Genomic DNA, 14,443 nt, shown 5'->3' on the forward strand with positions numbered 1-14,443 from the left:
TTTCATCCGGTATGTCTGAGATGCATGGGCTGCGGTTTCCAGATCCAGCCACTTGCCGGCGAGTGTTGCGCGGCGGTGCCTGTTGATGGGTAATGTAGGCTTTGTCCGGCAACCGAGAAAAGACTTTGTAGGCAAGTAGGCATGCCTGGCAGGCATGGGGAGTTGGGCCGGTCATGAGGATGATTTCCCCCCTGATGGAATCGACCGGCAGGACGCGCTTGCTCCAATGAAAGAGACTTTGTAAGCTGGCCGCCATCTCTCACAGGCATGGCTGATTGTATGGAACTGCGTCATCTGCGGTATTTCGTGGCCGTGGCGGAAGAGGGCAGCCTGACCGTCGCGGCGGAGCGGCGGCTCTATACGTCCCAGCCCTCCCTGAGCCGGCAGATCCGCGACCTCGAGTACGAGGTCGGGGCGCAACTGTTCGTGCGCAGCGCGCGCGGCATCGAGCTCACCGATGCCGGCAAGGCATTTCTCGACCATGCGCGACTGGCCCTTGCACAGGTCGAAGCGGCGCGTGAGGCGGCGCGGCGGGCGGCACGGCCGGCGAAGCCGACGTTCGCGGTGGGCTTCCTGAGCGGCCAGGAGGTGACCTGGCTCGGCGAAGCGACGCGCGTGCTCGGGAGCGATCTTCAAACCCTCGAGATGACCGTGTCGAGCGAGCACTCGCCCGATCTGGCCGAGGGGTTGTCGACGGGGCGGCTGGATGTTGCGTTCATGCGTGCCGAGCCCAACCGGCCCGATCTCACCTACGTCACGGTTGCGCGCGAGCCCTTCGTCGTGCTGATGCCGAGCGATCACCGCCTCACGGACCACAAGGAGATCGACGTGCGCGAGCTGGCGAACGAACCGTTCATCAGCGGCTCGGACGTGGCGGGGCCCATGCGCCGTGCGATCGAGAGCTATCTGGCGGCGAATGCGCTCGACATCGAGCCCGCGCATCGCGTCCACAACCTGACGATGGCGATGTCGCTGATCGCCTCGACGAGAAGCGTTGCCTTGCTGCCGGCTTACGCCGAGAAGCTGATGCCGTGGTCGGTCGTGAGCCGCCCGCTAAAAGGCGAGCCGCCGGTGATCGAACTGGTGGTGGGCTACAGCAAAGACAACCGCTCGCCGATCCTGTCGATGTTCCTGTCGCGAGTCGATCAGCTCAAGAGATGAGCCAAATCGTCTGATGAACGCGTCGCGTCGTGCGTTCTGTGGAGCAAAGGCAAGCTGACTCTAGCGATAACGCTATGGGACCAAGGTCCGATTGTCTGATCGGAACGCAACTATCACGATTCAAATTAGCCCCGACCTCGAGGTGGAGATGCGTTCAAAACCGTAACTTCGATATTTTCAATGGAGTTCGTATCATGATCAGGTACATTCGGCTCGTTCTCGCGATTCCCGTCTTTCTGTTTGTCCTGGCCTGCTCGACGAACCCGACCGTTGCCAATGGCGGAGACCCCGAGCTAGTGGCGAAAGCGCAAGCTGCGCTGCAACAACTCTACGACACCACGCCAAAGGCCAAGGAACTCCAAGCTCAGGCGAAAGGCATCGTCGTGTTTCCCGACATCGTCAAGGCGGGGTTGATCGTCGGTGCCCAAGGCGGAAAAGGGGTGATGTTTGGTCCGGACGGGAAAGTCGTCGGGTACTACAGAGCGCGCGCAGTTTCCTACGGCTTGCAGGCGGGTGCTCAATCGTTCTCCGAAGCCTTGTTTCTCATGACCGACGAGGCGATTACGACGCTCACCAGCGGCACCGGATTGTCGGTGGGTGTGGGGCCGAGCGTCGTGGTGGTGGATGCGGGGATGGCTAAGTCGATGACCACGACCACGTTGAAATCCGATGTCTACTCTTTCATTTTTGGCCAATCGGGCCTGATGGCCGGTCTTGGCATGCAAGGGCAGAGAATCGTCAAGTTCGACGACAATGATAAGTGAAGTGTGAAATCGCCCTGTGCAGGCGTCTTGAATGGAATGGCGAGGCGGCCGCCGCTATTGACCCAGTACGGCGAGCGCCTCGCGCATCGGCGCGAGCGAGACCGTGACCATCCCGGCGAGCGGTGTGTTCATCTCGAGAATCAGAAATATGGCAACGGACGTGGACAGCGCGCCCAGAAGCAACCCGAAAATGACCGTCGGGTTGGCGGGAGCGAACAGACCAAACGAACAAAAAATAATGGCGAGCCACAACACCAGACAGATCAGCAACGGGGCGGGGGTCGAGCCCTCGGCTTGCAGCATCGTAAGCTGGCGCGCAGCCAGCACCTCGTCCCCAATCTGGACCGCGCGTGCTTGCAGTTGACGTTGCGCGTCGCTGTGCGGCGACAGTTCCTCCAGCTTGTGTTGAATGCTTTCCGCCCGGCTCATTGCCTCGGGGGTGCCAAGTTTTGCGATCTGCGCAGGTTCGCCGGAGGCTAGTATCTGGATCAACGTACCGACTCTCTGCTTAATCAGCTCGCGAACCTCCTTCGTTTCCGGACCATACTGGGCAAGAACGCGATCGAGGAGGATGACGTTGGCGGAATTGCGCACGACCTCGCTGGTCACGGTATCGAACGAACTCTTCGCCGACGAAATCAGCAGGCCGAGCACGATCGCGGCCATCGTGGCGATCAGGCCGACCGCCAGCTTTAAGACGCCGGTTGATTCATCGCTGAGGTGATGCTCCGGCAAGACGGTGCGCACGTACATGCCGACCAGCGCGCTGCCGAAGACACAGGCAAACACGATCCAAGCGATTGTGACGTGGCTCACTCTCTTACCCTCCGCCTGCAAGAAGCAGTCCAGCATGCGTCGCGGTCTGGTTATTTCGTGTCGTTGCCCTCGTGCCCGGTGTTCGGTCGCCGGGTCTGGCGCGCGTCGGCATGCGAATGCACGAACGATACCCCCAAGTGCAAGAGGGTACGGTACAGGTTAGCTGGGAATCCCGACATTGGCCTTTGGTCCCATATGCGTGCGGCCGACGTGCCACCGCTTCGCCGAGCGGCTCGGCTCAGTGGCCGCAGGACTTCAAAGCCGGATCGGTGCCCCCTAGCGCTCCGAGTGATTCGCCGCTTCGTAGTGATTCCGCTTGTTCTCGTACATCGCGGCGTCGGCGGCGCGCAGCGTGTCTTCAAGACGGCCGCCTTTCTCGCAGGTGGCGCTGCCGACCGAGAAGCTGAGCTTGGGACCGGTGTAGAACTGGTTGTTGAGCTCGACGAGCTTGTCGATGCTCTCGATCACGAGCTCCGCATCGCGCGCGTCGGCGCCCGGCATCAGGACCGCGAATTCGTCGCCGCCGATGCGCGCCGCCTGGAACGGCTTTTGAATCGCCTTGCCGAGCACTTCGCCGGCGCGGCGCAACAGCGCGTCGCCGGCCGCGTGGCCGAGCTGGTCGTTCACGGCTTTCAGGTTATTGAGGTCCACGATGATCGCGCTGACCGGGAACGGACCCTTGCGCTCGAGCCGGTTCAGTTCGTCGACATAGAACGAGCGGTTTTTCAGCTTCGTGAGCACATCGTGCTTGCCGAGATATTCGAGGTACATCTCGGCCTTCTTGCGCGCGGTGATGTCGGTGAGCGCAAGCAGCACGAGATCCCAGTGTTCTTCGTGTCCCGGGAACACCGAGAACTGCAGATGCACGTTCACTTCGTTGCCGTCGAGCGCGTAGTTGACGACTTCGCGCTGCTGAAAGAGCCGTCCTTCCCACAGATCGATCAGCTGCTCGCGAAAGTGCGGACGCATGTCGTCGCGGAACACCTCCGGCAGCCGCGAGAGCAGCGTTGCCTTGTCCGGCGACTTGAACATGCCGAGCGTGTGCTGGTTGACGTCGAGCACCTGGATTTCGGCCATGCAGCGCTCGACGAACTCGGGGTGCACGTCGGTGAAGGTGCGAAAGTCGGTGATCCCCTGCATGCGCACTTCTTCGAGCAGCATCTTGATGCTCGAGAAGTTCTCGACCCATAGCGAAACGGGCGCGTGCTCGAACACGCCGCGTGCGTACTCCTCGCTCGCGGCGGCGCGGCGGCGCGCGTCTTCGAGCTCGGTGATGTCGTCGATCGCCACCAGCACGCGATCCCATTGCGCCTCGTGTCCGGGCAGGATCACGCCTTTGAGCAGAATGTCGAGGCGCCGGCCATCGAGCGTGTAGTTCACGCTCTTGCTCTCGAACGACGTGTGTCCCGACCACATCTGGACGAGTTCATCGACGTGCGCTTCGAGCATGTCGTCGCGCAGCACGTGATCGAGGCGTGACGTAAGCTCTTCGAAAGACTGCGCCCCGTAGAGCGCGAGCGTGCGGCGGTTGACCTTCAGCACGCGGATGCAGGCGGAGCAGGCGGCCACGCGCCGCGTGTCCTCTTCGAGAAAGCGGCGCAGGTCGGTCACGCCTTGCGCGCGCCAGCTGTCGAACAGCTCGCGCAGCTGGCTGTAGTCCTCCAGCCACAGCGACGTGGGTGTCAAGTCGAAGAAGTCGAACAGCGCGACGCCCATGGTCGCAAAGCTGGCGGCGGTGGTGGGAGAGCCTGGTTGCATGACGGTCGGAATGGCTGGGGGGATTGAGAGGCTGATGCTACGGTCTTCAAAAACTTCGTGGCTAACCGTCTAACGGCAAACTTGCGCTCAAGTTGAGCGGTGAAGCATGGAGGGTTTCCATCGACTTGACGCTTTCATGTGTCGATTTTGCCGGTTGTCGATCGTCGTTGCTTTGGAATACAACCGGTCAAGCGCCTCGGATTTGCCGTTTTCCTCGAGTTCTGGCCGTCATCACAATCCGATTCAGGAGGAAACACGTGGGCAAACTCGACGATTCGATCCTGCAGGTTCTGGACGACTACAAAGCGGCGGTGTTCGAAAAAGACGTCGACTCGTTCGTCGCACTGTATGACAAGGACGTGTTGGTCTTCGACATGTGGGGCGCCTGGTCGTACAACGGCATCGAGTCCTGGCGGGACATGGCGGCAGGCTGGTTCAGCTCGCTGGGTACAGAGCGCGTTATTGTGGATTTCAGCGATGCGCAAGCAATCGTCGCTCAAGACCTCGCCGTGGTTCATGCCTTCGTGACATACAAAGCGGTGACGGCCGAAGGCGTGGAATTGCGCTCGCTGGACAATCGGCTGACGGTAACGCTCAGGCTAAAAGGGGAGGCGTGGAAGATCATCCACGAGCATACGTCTGCCCCGATCGATCTCGATACGGCGAAGGCCATTTTCAAGCGTTGCTAGCGCCTGGTCGAGACGGGCCATGCTTTTCTCGCAGCCCATCGACTGCGCGTGTTTCTAAAAGGAGATTGCAATGACTGAACTCGTCACATGCATGTGGTTCGATGAAGGCAAAGCACGCGAGGCGGCGGAGTTCTATGCCGCCACCTTTCCCGATAGTCATATCGACGCAGGCCATGCATCCCCGATACCGGGCATTGGACAGGGCCCGGAGTTGACGGTCGAGTTCACCGTGCTCGGGCGTCGCTTCTTGGGGCTGAACGGCGGGCCCGACGTCAAACCCAATCAGGCAGTCAGCTTGATCGTCCTGACGGATAGCCAGGAAGAGACCGACCGATATTGGAACGCCATTGTCCGCAATGGCGGAGAGGAAGTGGCTTGCGGCTGGTGCAAGGACCGCTGGGGCTTTTCGTGGCAGATCACGCCCAAGATGCTGCTCGACCTCGTCCATTCGCTCGATCGTGATGCCGCCAAGCGCGCGATGGAAGCGATGATGAAAATGAAGAAGATCGACATCGCCACGATAGAGCGCGCAGCGGCAACTGAATGACATGCAGGCGCGGCGGTTCGCCCTGTCAAACCCTGTCGCTTGCCGCTACACGCAAATTTGCGCAACGCATCATTTTCCCGAGCCGCTGGCCGTCATCTTTTCGTAGTCGTGCGGGGAGATGCCGCGCGCTTGGTAAAGAAAGGACGCGATCTGCCAGAGTTGCGCATCGTCATGCGTCTTGCCGAACGCAGGCATCGCAGTCATCTTGACGCCGTTCCTGATGACCCAGTACATCAATTGCGGATTGTTGCGGCGCGTCGCTCCCAGAAGGTTGGGAGCCAGCGGCAGGATGCCTTGTCCGATCGGGCTGAGCGGCTGTCCGGGCGCGCCATGGCAAAGCACGCAGGTCGACTGGTATAGGCGTGCGCCGGCTTCCACGTTGGCTGTGGTCATCAAATCCGCGGGCACGTGGACGTTTTTCGCGTGCCGGTGCAGCGACTGCTCATAAGTTGCGTGCAGGAACCAGGCGACGAGAGGATTGTGGCCCGATGCCGCCGACACGTCGTAAAGGCCCGAATACATGAAGGCGAATGCGCCGGCTAGGGATATCAGCGCGGCTGCAACGAGGACGAAGAATGTCGAACGGGCTGAAGGGAAAATGGAGCGATTACCTGAATTCATTTCGATTTCCACTGAGCGTGATGCAGTTAAAACGATGTGTGTCTCGGCTTGGTGCGGCGAGGGCACCCAAGTGCTGCGCTCAGCCTGAGCCCTCAGCGGACTTCGAATCGTTGCTTGGGAAGACAGGACAATTGACCTTGACGTGCATCCACTCGCACGGGTAAGGCGTCCAAGTCGGCGCGGATGCGAGTCCCTGTGCGCGACTTTCGGGGGGAGCAGCGTGCATGTCTGCGCACGCTGCCGTGGTCAATGTGATGCTTGAGATGACGACCCACTTCAGGATATTCACGACCTCTCCGTTCAATCTCGGAAGTTTGCTGGTTCGAGGCATGCGGCTTGCCTCGAGCCCCTAATGCTCACGTGTGCTTCTGAAAAGGCTCAGAGCCGACAGGAACACCTGTAGTGTTGGACGCAGCGAATTTCCGGAGCCTTGCCGGTTGATTACAGATTTGTCATGTGCTTTCCCCTATCCGAAGCGGAACGGCGCAAGCTGGCACAAGCGTAAAATTCCAGCTTCCCGAACACGCCGTTCCGTGTCCCACAAGGCCGCCCCCGAGTATGGAAATCAAGTGGATCGAGGACTTCATCGCCCTTGCTCAATACCAGAGCTTCTCGCGCGCGGCGGAATTCCGGAACGTGACGCAGTCCGGATTCAGCCGGCGGATTCAATCGCTCGAGCAGTGGGTTGGCGCGGAGCTGATCGACCGCAGCAGCTTTCCGCCCGTGCTGACGCCCGCAGGTCAACTGTTCCGTGAAGTCGCGGACGATGTCCTGAACAAGCTCTTCGATACGCGCGCCATCATCCGGACCGAGCAGCGGATCGCAGGCAAGAGCCTTCAGATCGCCGCCGGGCACACGATCGCGCTGAATTTTCTTCCTGCCTGGTTCAAGGCGCTTGCCACCCACTTTGGGGAAATGCGCGCGCGCGTGGTGCCGACCAATGTGCACGACTCGATCCTGATGCTCGTGAACGGCAACTGCGAACTGATGTTCGCGTACCACCACCCCGAGCTGCCCCTGCATCTCGATCCGGCGAAGTATGAGCACGTCACGGTGGGGATCGACACGCTGATGCCTGCCAGCCGGCCCACTGGCCGTTCGGCTCCGATGTATCGACTGCCCGGCACGGCGAAGCAGCCGCTGCCTCACATTTCCTATACTGAGACGAGTTATTTCGGGCGTTGCCTCGCTTTGCTGCTGGGTCGAGCCCCCACGCCACCGGCCTTATTGCTTCACTACGAATCGGACATGGCCGAGGTGCTCAAGAAGCTGGTCATGGAAGGCGAAGGTCTGGCGTGGCTGCCGAAAAGCGCGATTGCCGCCGAACTCGATGCGGGCGAGCTGGTGCCCGCGGGTCCGCCGGTCTGGAATCTCGACATCGAGCTGCGCGTGTACCGCGACGCATCGAATCGCAATGAGTTTGTGAATACGCTTTGGCAACATCTCCATGCGGTATCACAATTTGGCGGCTAGGGTTTTCCCGCCTTATGCGAAATTCGCATACGCACATGCAACACCGGCATTAACGTCTTTTTGTTCATCCCTATCATCCGCTCTAGCTCCCGAGCGAAGGTTAGCCGACGTCGCTCCAAACTTCTCCCATCGTATTTCGGTCACGCCGAGACCGCATGGCGCCACTCAAGGACAGATGAACATGAAAAATCGCCTCACACTGTACATTGCCGCCGGGATGATATTGGGCGTCATAGTGGGCTACGTGTGCCATATCAGTGCATCCGATCCGGCCTCGACCAAAGCCATCGCGGGCTATTTCTCGATCCTCACGGATATCTTCCTGCGGCTCATCAAGATGATCATCGCGCCGCTGGTGTTCGTCACGCTGGTGTCCGGCTTGGCCGGCATGGACAGCGGCGAGGACGTGGGCCGCATCGGCTTGCGCTCGGTAGGCTGGTTCGTTTGCGCCTCGCTGATTTCGCTCACGCTGGGCCTCGTCTTCGCGAATCTCCTGCACCCGGGCGCCGGCCTGCACATGGTCGCGGGCAACGGCGAGGTCAACACCGGCCTGAACACCTCGGCCTTGAACTTCAAGGATGTGCTGACGCACGCGTTCCCGACCAGTCTGCTCGACGCGATGGCGCGCAACGACATCCTGCAGATCCTGGTGTTTTCCGTTTTCCTTGGTCTGGGGTTGAGCGCGGTGAAGCAGGACCCGCGCGTCAAGCTCGTGATTCAGACGATCGACGGCATGGTGCCCGTCATGCTGCGCGTGACGGACTACGTGATGCGCGCGGCGCCCTTTGGCGTATTTGGTGCGATTGCTTCGGCCGTTACGCTGCGCGGCGTCGACGTGATCGCCACGTACGGCAAATTGATCGGTTCGTTCTATCTGGCGCTGGTGGTGCTGTGGGCGATTCTCATCCTCGTCGGTTATCTGTTCCTTGGCCGCCGCGTGGGCACGTTGCTCAAGGCGGTGCGTGAACCGCTGATGATCGCGTTTGCGACGGCGAGCAGTGAGGCGGCCTATCCGCGTCTGACCGAGCAGTTGGAGCGATTCGGCGTCGACAAGAAGGTGGTCGGCTTCACGCTGCCGTTGGGCTATGCGTTCAACCTGGACGGCTCGATGATGTATCAGGCGTTTGCCGCCATCTTCATTGCGCAAGCCTTCGGCGTCGACATGCCGATTTCGCAGCAGATCTTCATGCTGCTCGTGCTGATGCTGAGCAGCAAGGGCATGGCGAGCGTGCCGCGCGGCTCGATTGTGGTGGTCGCTGCGGTGGCGCCGATGTTCCACTTGCCCGTTGAAGGCGTGGCGATCGTGCTCGCGATCGACCAGATTCTCGACATGGGTCGCACGATGACCAACGTGATCGGCAACAGTTTGGCGACCGCCGTGATCGCGAAGTGGGAAGGCGGGCGGCAGAGCACGTTCGGCTTGCTCGAAGAAGACGAGTCGGTCTTCGGTCAAACGCAAGGCGACGCAAAATGACTGCCGACATCGCCGGACGCAAGCGCAGGTTCGGCATAGTCGGCGGCCTCGGGCCGCTGGCAAGCGCGGATGTCTTCTTCAAGCTGGTGAAGGCGACACCCGCATCGAACGACGCCGACCACTTCGACGCGATTTTTCAGCAATCGCCGTTTCCGAGCTCGGGTTCGGGAAGCGCGGCGACGACGGAACGCAAGCTCTATATCTTCGAGATGATCCGCGACTTCGAGAAGCGGGGCGTGACGACCATCGTCCTGCCTTGCTTTCTCAGTCACACCTTCATCGACGAATTGCGGGCGAACACGAGCTTGCAGATCGTGGATATCGTCGAAGCGGTTCGCAGCCACGTGCGACGGAAGTTTCCGGGCGCAAGCCGCGTAGGCGTGCTGGCCTCCGACTACACGCGGGACAAGCACCTGTTCGAAAAGTACTTCACGCCCCCCGAGTTCGAGGTCTTGCATCCGCGCCGTCACGAAGGCTTCGATCCCGTTACGGAAGCGGTATATGGCGCGGACGGCATCAAGAGCGGCAATCTGCGCGGCCATCCGGTCGAGCTGTTGCGCAACGCGTGTCAGGACCTGATCGGGCAGGGCGCCCAGGTGATCGTGCCCGGCCTGACCGAAATCGCGCTGGTTGCCGACGAAATCGGCCCATTGAGCGTGCCGCTCGTCGATGCCAATCTCGCTTACGCGCAATATGTCGTGTCGGGACGGTATGGCTCGCCTGCGTCGGCCTTCAAGGTTGGCGTGGTCGGCGGAGTCGGCCCGGCGGCGACGGTCGACTTCCTGCAGAAGATCGTCCGCAATACGCCGGCTGCGCGCGACCAGGATCACATCAAGCTGCTGGTCGAACAGAATCCGCAGATTCCGGACCGCACGGAAAACCTGATCGGCGACGGCGCCGACCCGACGGTTTCCCTATACGCGACGTGCAAGCGGCTCGAAGACGGCGACGCGGACATCATCGCGATTCCCTGCAACACCGCTCACGCGTTTGTCGAGCGCATCCATCCGTATCTCAACATCCCGATCGTGAACATGCTGACCGTCACGGTGCGCTATCTGCGCGAGACGTATCCGGCGCTTCGCGATATCGGCGTGCTGGCGACGTCGGGCACGATCGAGAGCGGCGTCTATCGCAAGGCGCTCGAATTGGAAGGGCTTCACCAGGTTGTCCCCGAGCCTGCGCTGCAGGAGCGCGTGATGGAAGCCATCTACGGGGAGCACGGCGTCAAGGCGGGATTTTCGACGGGGCAGTGTCAGGACGATATCGCCGCCGCCGTGGAAGCGCTGATTGCGCAAGGCGTGGAAGTCGTCGTGCTTGGGTGCACGGAACTGCCGCTGCTTCTGACCGGGAGCGAATTCGTGGGCAAGAGCGGCGCCCGCGTCAAGCTGGTCGATCCCACCGATGTTCTCGCTCGACAATGCATCGCGTATGCAATAGAAAACTCTCTAACGGAGCAAAGCCATGTTAACGCCCTCTGAACGCATCGAACACGATCTGCTTGGCGACCTCGCCGTGCCCAACGAAGTCTATTACGGGGTCCACACGTTACGCGCACTCCACAATTTTCCGATCACCGGTATTCCGATTTCGACGTATCCGAATCTGATCAACGCTTTGGCGTATGTGAAAGAGGCCGCTGCGCTCGCGAACCACGAGCTGGGATTGCTTCCTGAGAACAAGATGAAGGCCATCGTTCACGCGTGCCGGCAGATCCGCGATGGCCGGGCACACGATCAGTTCGTGGTGGACGTGATTCAGGGCGGCGCGGGCACGTCGACCAACATGAACGCGAACGAAGTGGTTGCCAATCTCGCGCTGGAACATCTTGGGCATCAGCGCGGGGACTATGCGGTGCTGCATCCGAATGAGGACGTGAACCTCGGCCAAAGCACCAACGACGTCTATCCAACCGCGCTGAAAATCGCGACCTATATGGGCATCGCGCAGCTGGTCGATGCGATGGGTGTGTTGCGCGAATCGTTCGAGCGGAAGGCCGAGGAGTTCCGCGACGACCTGAAGATGGGACGCACGCAGCTGCAGGACGCTGTGCCCATGACGTTGGGCCAGGAGTTCAGCACGTTCGCCGTCATGCTCGACGAAGATCAAGAGCGTCTTAGGGAAGCGTCCAAGCTGATTTGCGAAATCAACCTGGGCGCCACGGCGATCGGCACCGGCATCAACACGTCGCCTGCCTATGCGCCTCTCGCTTGCAGTCATCTGGCCAGCATCACGGGTATCCCGGTCACCACGTCGCCGAATCTCGTGGAAGCGACGCAGGACGTCGGTTCGTTCGTGCAACTGTCGGGGGTGCTCAAACGTGTCGCCGTCAAGCTCTCGAAGGTCTGCAACGACCTTCGCCTGCTGTCGAGCGGACCGCGCGCGGGTTTCGGCGAAATCAATCTGCCGCCGGTTCAAGCGGGCTCCAGCATCATGCCGGGCAAGGTCAACCCGGTGATTCCGGAGGTCGTGAATCAGATCGCTTTCGAAGTCATCGGCAATGACGTGACGGTCAGCTTCGCCGCGGAAGCAGGGCAACTGCAGTTGAACGCGTTCGAGCCCATCATCGCTCACAGCCTCTTCAAGAGCGTCGCGCATTTGCGTGCAGGGTGCCTCACGCTCGCGTCGAAGTGCGTCGACGGCATCACGGCCAATCGCGACCGGCTTCGCTCGCTCGTCGAAAACTCGATCGGTATCGTGACCGCGCTGAATCCGTACATCGGCTATACGAATGCGACCCAAGTCGCGCAGGAAGCGCTCGTGTCGGGAAGAAGCGTGGCGGAAGTCGTGATCGAGAAGGGGCTGCTCACCCGCGAGCAACTCGACGAAATTCTGCAACCGGCGTTGCTGACGCAGCCGCGGCAAACTTTGTCGTTGTCGTAGCGGGGCAAACGGCGGAGGTTGCGTCCTCCGCCGTTGTCCGCGAGTGCTCCGTCACGAGCGTTGTCAACGCGACTGTCCTTCACATCGTTTTGCATAGGCGAATAAGGTGCTCGAGTCGATCGAGCGCCTTACCCTGCCATGGCACCTCGCTGCGATGCTACACGTCGAACAAGATGCATGACTGCGCGGTAGTCTAGAATCGGCGGCGATCAGTCATTCCGGGGCTCCTATGCTTACCATTCGTGCCATCACTCGAGAATCGGCAAGCGATTCAGTCGATGTTTTGCGCATCTTTATGGAGGCGCCTTCGTACACTCGTCTAGTCGAAGGTCGCCCACCCTCGGGAGCCGATGTCGATGACTTTTTCAGCGGTATGCCTGCTGGAAAGGAGGCGACAGACAAATTCTCGATTGGATTCTATGTCGACACAGACATGGTGGGCTGCGCTGACGTGATTCGATCGTATCCCGCGAACGATTGTGCATTCATTGGACTACTGCTCTTCTCGGAAGCGCATCAGAGTCGAGGTTACGGAAAGATCGCGTTGAGCCTGATCGAGGAAATGGCGCGAGGCTGGAACTGCTCGAAGACGCAGCTAGCCGCAATTTCGACGAATCCGCGAGCTTTGGCGTTCTGGCAACGAGAGGGTTTTGAAATCCTGCGTCGAACAAGCAATCCGAGATTCACGGGTGATGTCATCGTGATGGAGCGAGCTATAGCGTAGGCGCCGCCTTGGGGTGTGGACTTGGGATGTGCGGATTAAGCTCCTAGTCCCCAGTGTGCTCAAGCGTCTTTGCTATTTTTTCCACTCTAAGTCCAGACTCAGAGCATCGCTCATTCCAGCGGATGCAAATCCTGAAGCAGCGTCGGCACCAGCTCCGTCACGGTCGGATGGATGTGCATCGCGCGGCTGATCGTGGTGTACGGCGCGTTCGCGTACATCACGTCGAGCAGCGAATGCACGACTTCGTCGCCGGTCACGCCGAGGATCGAAGCGCCGAGAATCCGCTTGGTGTCCGCGTCGACGATCACCTTCATGAACCCGAGGCTCTCGCCTTTTTCCACGGCGCGGCCGACGCGCGTCATCGGCCGCGTGCCCACCAGCAGCTTGCGGCCCGATTGCTTCGCCTCGTTCAGCGTCATGCCGACGCGGCCGAGCGGCGGGTCGACGAACAACGCGTAGGCCGGGATGCGGTCCGACACCTTGCGCGGGTCGTTGTCGAGGAGGTTGGCCGCAATGATCTCGTAGTCGTTGTAGGCCGTATGCGTGAACGCGCCGCGGCCATTGCAGTCGCCCATTGCCCAGACGCCGGGGACATTCGTGCGCAGGTGCTCGTCCACTTTGATGTAGCCGTGCGCGTCGGTTTCGACGCCGGCCTTCTCGAGCCCGAGATCGTCGGTGTTCGGCACCCGCCCGACGGCGAGCAGCAGATGCGTGCCGGCCGCTTCGCGCGCGCCGTTGGAGCAGTCGAGGCCGACGACGACATTGCTTCCATCGCGCCGGGCGCTCAGGCAGTTGGAATCGAGCTGCACGTCGATGCCCTCGGCTTCGAGGATGTCGCGCACCGCCTGCGACACGTCCTCGTCCTCGCGGTGAATCAGGCGCGGGCCTCGCTCGACAATGGTCACCTTCGACCCGAAGCGCCGATACATCTGGCCGAACTCGAGCCCGATGTAGCTGCCGCCGACGACGATCAAATGCTCCGGCAGGAAGTCGACGTCCATCATGGTCGAGTTGGTGAAATACGGCACGTGGTCGAGGCCGGGCATGGGCGGCACCAGCGCCCGTCCGCCGACGTTGATGAAGATCCGCTCCGCTTCGAGCAATGCATCGCCGACGCGTACCGTATGCGCGCTCTCGAAGCGCGCATGGCCTTGGTAGACCGTGCAGTTCGCCTGGCCGCGAACCCACTTTTCGACGTTGCCGCTGGAGCGCTGCGAAATCTGGTCTTTGCGCGCTTTGACCTTCTTCATATCGACCGTGACCGGCCCGCCCGTCATGACGCCGTACTCTTCACCCCGCCGCGCCAGATGGGCCGCATAAGCGCTGGCCACGAGCGTCTTCGTGGGGATGCAGCCGGTATTGACGCACGTGCCGCCGAAGCGCCCGCGCTCGACGACGGCGATTTTCATGCCGGCGCCCGACAGCCGCGCGGCGAGCGCGGGGCCGGCTTGTCCGGTGCCGATGATGACTGCTTCGAAGCGTTGAGTCATGATGCCCTCCTACGCGGCTGGCGGAGAAGAACGGCGAGCCGTT

At 61.0% G+C, this 14,443-nt stretch carries 13 protein-coding genes; 9 read left to right on the plus strand and 4 right to left on the minus strand.

Translation table 11 applies throughout. The features are described 5' to 3' along the window. The first annotated feature begins 279 nt into the window (after window positions 1-279). Window positions 280-1,161 (plus strand): LysR family transcriptional regulator, encoded by an 882-nt coding sequence (locus tag FAZ95_RS28265; RefSeq protein ID WP_137335767.1) that lies wholly within the window; start codon window positions 280-282, stop codon window positions 1,159-1,161. Window positions 1,162-1,355: 194 nt separating this feature from the next. Next, window positions 1,356-1,925, plus strand: coding sequence for a lipid-binding SYLF domain-containing protein (locus FAZ95_RS28270; protein ID WP_137335768.1), 570 nt, complete (start codon window positions 1,356-1,358; stop codon window positions 1,923-1,925). Window positions 1,926-1,979: 54 nt separating this feature from the next. Here the strand turns inward: FAZ95_RS28270 and FAZ95_RS28275 are convergent, their stop codons facing one another. Then, window positions 1,980-2,741, minus strand: a complete 762-nt coding sequence (locus FAZ95_RS28275) for a bestrophin-like domain (RefSeq protein ID WP_137335769.1) — start codon at window positions 2,739-2,741, stop codon at window positions 1,980-1,982. Window positions 2,742-3,017: 276 nt separating this feature from the next. Then, window positions 3,018-4,457 (minus strand): sensor domain-containing diguanylate cyclase, encoded by a 1,440-nt coding sequence (locus FAZ95_RS28280; protein WP_437437792.1) that lies wholly within the window; start codon window positions 4,455-4,457, stop codon window positions 3,018-3,020. 299 nt (window positions 4,458-4,756) lie between these two features. Here FAZ95_RS28280 and FAZ95_RS28285 point away from each other — a divergent pair, with 299 nt between their 5' ends. Continuing rightward, the gene (locus FAZ95_RS28285) at window positions 4,757-5,188 is read left to right on the plus strand and encodes a YybH family protein (RefSeq protein ID WP_137335771.1); all 432 of its coding nucleotides are present in this window, start codon (window positions 4,757-4,759) and stop codon (window positions 5,186-5,188) included. 70 nt (window positions 5,189-5,258) lie between these two features. Continuing rightward, window positions 5,259-5,735: a VOC family protein gene (locus FAZ95_RS28290; protein ID WP_137335772.1), complete on the plus strand. Its 477-nt coding sequence runs from the start codon at window positions 5,259-5,261 to the stop codon at window positions 5,733-5,735. 69 nt (window positions 5,736-5,804) lie between these two features. Here the strand turns inward: FAZ95_RS28290 and FAZ95_RS28295 are convergent, their stop codons facing one another. After that, window positions 5,805-6,368: a c-type cytochrome gene (locus tag FAZ95_RS28295; RefSeq protein WP_254700319.1), complete on the minus strand. Its 564-nt coding sequence runs from the start codon at window positions 6,366-6,368 to the stop codon at window positions 5,805-5,807. Window positions 6,369-6,914: 546 nt separating this feature from the next. Between FAZ95_RS28295 and FAZ95_RS28300 the strand changes: the two genes are divergently transcribed. The 5 genes from FAZ95_RS28300 to FAZ95_RS28320 all read left to right on the plus strand — a co-directional run bounded on the left by FAZ95_RS28300 (window position 6,915) and on the right by FAZ95_RS28320 (window position 12,910). Further along, the gene (locus FAZ95_RS28300; protein WP_137335773.1) at window positions 6,915-7,829 is read left to right on the plus strand and encodes a LysR substrate-binding domain-containing protein; all 915 of its coding nucleotides are present in this window, start codon (window positions 6,915-6,917) and stop codon (window positions 7,827-7,829) included. A 181-nt stretch (window positions 7,830-8,010) separates the two neighbouring features. After that, window positions 8,011-9,303, plus strand: a complete 1,293-nt coding sequence (locus FAZ95_RS28305) for a dicarboxylate/amino acid:cation symporter (RefSeq protein WP_137335774.1) — start codon at window positions 8,011-8,013, stop codon at window positions 9,301-9,303. Next, window positions 9,300-10,784, plus strand: a complete 1,485-nt coding sequence (gene cuyB / locus FAZ95_RS28310; protein ID WP_137335775.1) for a cysteate racemase — start codon at window positions 9,300-9,302, stop codon at window positions 10,782-10,784. The genes FAZ95_RS28305 and cuyB overlap by 4 nt, the downstream gene beginning before the upstream one ends. Beyond that, window positions 10,768-12,186 carry an aspartate ammonia-lyase gene (gene aspA / locus FAZ95_RS28315; RefSeq protein WP_137335776.1) on the plus strand — a complete coding sequence of 473 codons (1,419 nt, stop codon included), beginning with the start codon at window positions 10,768-10,770 and terminating at the stop codon, window positions 12,184-12,186. Before cuyB ends, aspA begins: the two co-directional genes overlap by 17 nt. A 229-nt stretch (window positions 12,187-12,415) precedes the next feature. Continuing rightward, entirely contained in the window at window positions 12,416-12,910 is a 495-nt protein-coding gene (locus FAZ95_RS28320) for a GNAT family N-acetyltransferase (RefSeq protein WP_137335777.1), read from the plus strand. 110 nt (window positions 12,911-13,020) lie between these two features. Here the strand turns inward: FAZ95_RS28320 and FAZ95_RS28325 are convergent, their stop codons facing one another. Continuing rightward, window positions 13,021-14,400 carry an FAD-containing oxidoreductase gene (locus tag FAZ95_RS28325; RefSeq protein WP_137335778.1) on the minus strand — a complete coding sequence of 460 codons (1,380 nt, stop codon included), beginning with the start codon at window positions 14,398-14,400 and terminating at the stop codon, window positions 13,021-13,023. Window positions 14,401-14,443 lie beyond the last annotated feature (43 nt).

Origin of the sequence: Trinickia violacea (assembly GCF_005280735.1) — a bacterium.
In the GTDB taxonomy this organism is placed as follows: domain Bacteria; phylum Pseudomonadota; class Gammaproteobacteria; order Burkholderiales; family Burkholderiaceae; genus Trinickia_A; species Trinickia_A violacea.